Genomic DNA, 3,412 nt, shown 5'->3' with positions numbered 1-3,412 from the left:
ACCAGCAGGTCCTTGGCGTCGATCTGTTCGCCCGGGCGCACGTGGATGGCCTTGATGGTGCCGTCGCGGTCGGCATGCAGGCCCGTTTCCATCTTCATCGCCTCGATGGTCAGCAGCAGGTCGCCCTGGTGGACCTTCGACCCCGCCGTTGCCGCGACCGAGGCCACGACGCCCGGCATCGGCGCGCCGACATGGCCCGCGTTGGCCGGGTCGGCCTTCGGACGGGCCGCCTTGGTGCCGGTGGCCTTCCGGTTCGGCACGCGGACCTGGCGGGGCTGGCCGTTCAGCTCGAAGAAGACCTTGACCTGGCCTTTTTCGTCCGTATCGCCCAGGGTCAGCAGGCGAACCTCCAGCGTCTTGCCGGGATCGATCTCGACGCTGATCTCGTCGCCCGGCTCCATGCCATAGAAGAAGTTGCGCGTCGGCAGGGTGCGGACCGGGCCATAGGTTTCGTGCCGCGCCATGTAGTCGGTGAAGACCTTGGGATACATGAGGTAACCGTTCAGATCCTCGTTGTCGATCTCGACGCCCAGGTCGGCCGACAGCTTTGCCCGCGCGGCCTCGATGTCCACCGGCTCAAGATGCGCGCCGGGGCGGTCGGTGATGGGCTGCTCGCCCTTCAGGACCTTGCGCTGCAGCGCCTCGGGCCAGCCGCCGGGGGGTTGGCCCAGGTTGCCCTTCATCATGTCCACGACGCTGTCGGGGAAGCTGACCTCGACCGCCGGATCCATCACCTGCTCGGGTGTCAGGCCTTGCGCCACCATCATCAGCGCCATGTCGCCCACCACCTTGGAGGACGGCGTGACCTTGACGATGTCGCCGAACATGCGGTTCACGTCGGCATAGGCCTGCGCCACCTCGTGCCAGCGGTCCTCCAGCCCCATGGACCGCGCCTGCGCCTTGAGGTTGGTGAACTGCCCGCCCGGCATCTCGTGCAGATAGACCTCGGAGGCCGGCGACTGCAGCCCGCTCTCGAAGGCCGCATAGTTCTCGCGCACGCGTTCCCAGTAGTTGCTGATCTGGCGGATCGCCGCGATATCCAGCCCGGTGTCGCGGTCGGTCCCCTCCAGCGCCTCGACGATCGAGCCCAGGCAGGGCTGCGAGGTGCCGCCGCTGAACGCATCCATCGCCGCATCGACCGCGTCCACGCCAGCCTCGGCGGCGGCCAGGATCGTCGCGGCGGCCAGGCCCGAGGTGTCGTGGGTGTGGAAGTGGACGGGCAGGCCCACCTCCTCCTTCAGCGCCTTGATCAGGATGCGCGCGGCGGCGGGCTTCAGCAGGCCCGCCATGTCCTTGAGGCCCAGCACATGCGCACCCGCGGCTTTCAGGTCCTGCGCGGTCCTGACATAATAGGCCAGGTCATACTTGGACCGCTGGGGGTCCAGCATGTCGCCGGTATAGCAGACCGTGCCTTCGCAGATCTTGCCGGTCTCGATCACCGCGTCCATGGCGACGCGCATGTTTTCGACCCAGTTGAGGCTGTCGAAGACCCGGAACACATCGATGCCGGTTTCCGCCGCCTGCTTCACGAAGGACTGGACCACGTTGTCGGGATAGTTGGTATAGCCCACCCCGTTCGATGCGCGCAGCAGCATCTGCGTCATCAGGTTGGGCATCCGTTCGCGGATGTCGCGCAGCCGCTGCCAGGGGCATTCCTGCAGGAAGCGGTAGGCCACGTCGAAGGTCGCCCCGCCCCAGCACTCCACGCTGAACAGTTGCGGCAGGTTGGCGGCGTAAGATGGCGCCACGCGGATCATGTCGATGGACCGCATGCGGGTCGCCAGCAGCGACTGGTGGCCGTCGCGCATGGTGGTGTCGGTCATCAAGAGCCGCGATTGCGCAGCCATCCAGTCGGCCACCGCCTGCGCGCCCCTTTCCTCCAGCAGTTGCCGGGTGCCGGAGGCGGGTTCGGCCCTGGGCGCGGGCGGCACGGGCGCACGGGCCTGGGCGGGCGGCATGGCGCGGCCCGCCGTTTCGGGATGCCCGTTCACGCTGATATCGGCCAGATAGGTCAGGATCTTGGTGGCCCGGTCCTGGCGCTTGTCGAAGTGGAACAGCTCGGGCGTCGTGTCGATGAACTTGGTCGTGTAGGTGTCATCAAGGAAGGTCGGGTGCTTGAGCAGGTTGATGACGAAGTCGATGTTCGTGCTGACCCCCCGCACCCGGAATTCGCGCAGCGCCCGGTCCATGCGCCGGATCGCCGCCTCGGGCGTCTGCGCCCAGGCCGTGACCTTGACCAGCAGCGAGTCGTAATAGCGCGTGATCACGCCTCCGGAATAGGCGGTGCCGCCGTCCAGCCGGATGCCGTTGCCGGTGGCGCTGCGATAGGCGGTGATCCGGCCATAGTCGGGGATGAAGTTGTTCAGCGGATCCTCGGTCGTCACGCGGCATTGCAGCGCGTGACCCGACAGGGTGATCCGGTCCTGGTTGGCCACGCCCGTCGCCTCGGCCAGCGTGGCACCCTCGGCGATGCGGATCTGCGACTGGACGATGTCGATGCCGGTGACCTCCTCGGTCACGGTATGCTCGACCTGGACGCGGGGGTTCACCTCGATGAAGTAGAACCGCTGGCTCTCCATATCCATCAGGAACTCGACGGTGCCGGCGTTCTGATAGCCCACCGCGCGGCCGATCTTCAGCGCCAACTCGCAGACCTCGGCCCGCTGTTCTTCGGTCAGATAGGGCGCGGGCGCGCGCTCGACGACCTTCTGGTTGCGCCGCTGCACGGTGCAGTCGCGTTCATACAGGTGATAAAGGCCGCCATGCGTGTCGCCCAGCAACTGCACCTCGACATGGCGCGCGCGCAGGATCATCTTTTCCAGATAGCCCTCGCCATTGCCGAAGGCGGCTTCCGCCTCGCGGCGTCCCTCGCGGACCTTGTCCACCAATTCCTCGGGCCCGTTGATCGGGCGCATCCCGCGCCCGCCCCCGCCCCAGGAGGCCTTGAGCATCAAGGGATAGCCGATCTCGGCTGCCTCGCGCTTGATCGCCTCGAAGTCCTCGCCCAGCACTTCCGTCGCGGGGATCACGGGCACGCCCGCCGCGATGGCCACCCGCCGCGCCGATGCCTTGTCGCCAAGGGCGCGCATGGTGTCCGCGCGGGGGCCGATGAAGGTGATCCCGGCCGCCTCGCAGGCATCCACGAAATCGGGGTTTTCCGACAAAAGGCCATAGCCCGGATGGATCGCGTCCGCGCCGCTTTCCCGGGCCACCCGGATGATCTCGGGGATCGAAAGGTAAGCCGCCACCGGTCCCAGACCCTCGCCGATCCGGTAGGCCTCGTCCGCCTTGAAGCGGTGCAGGCCCAGCTTGTCTTCTTCGGCATAGACCGCGACCGTCTTCTTGCCCAGTTCGTTGGCCGCCCGCATCACGCGGATCGCAATCTCGCCCCGGTTGGCGATCAGGATTTTCT

At 67.1% G+C, this 3,412-nt stretch carries 1 protein-coding gene; it reads right to left on the bottom strand.

The annotated features are described in order from the left end of the window. A partial coding sequence (gene pyc / locus OU682_RS23510) for a pyruvate carboxylase (RefSeq protein WP_268944608.1) occupies nt 1-3,412 on the bottom strand: 3,412 nt, incomplete at both ends.

It is taken from the genome of Paracoccus benzoatiresistens, assembly GCF_026913015.1.
GTDB lineage: Bacteria > Pseudomonadota > Alphaproteobacteria > Rhodobacterales > Rhodobacteraceae > Paracoccus > Paracoccus benzoatiresistens.
Note: the sequence above shows the minus strand (reverse complement) of the source record. Positions and strands in the feature narration are given on the sequence as shown.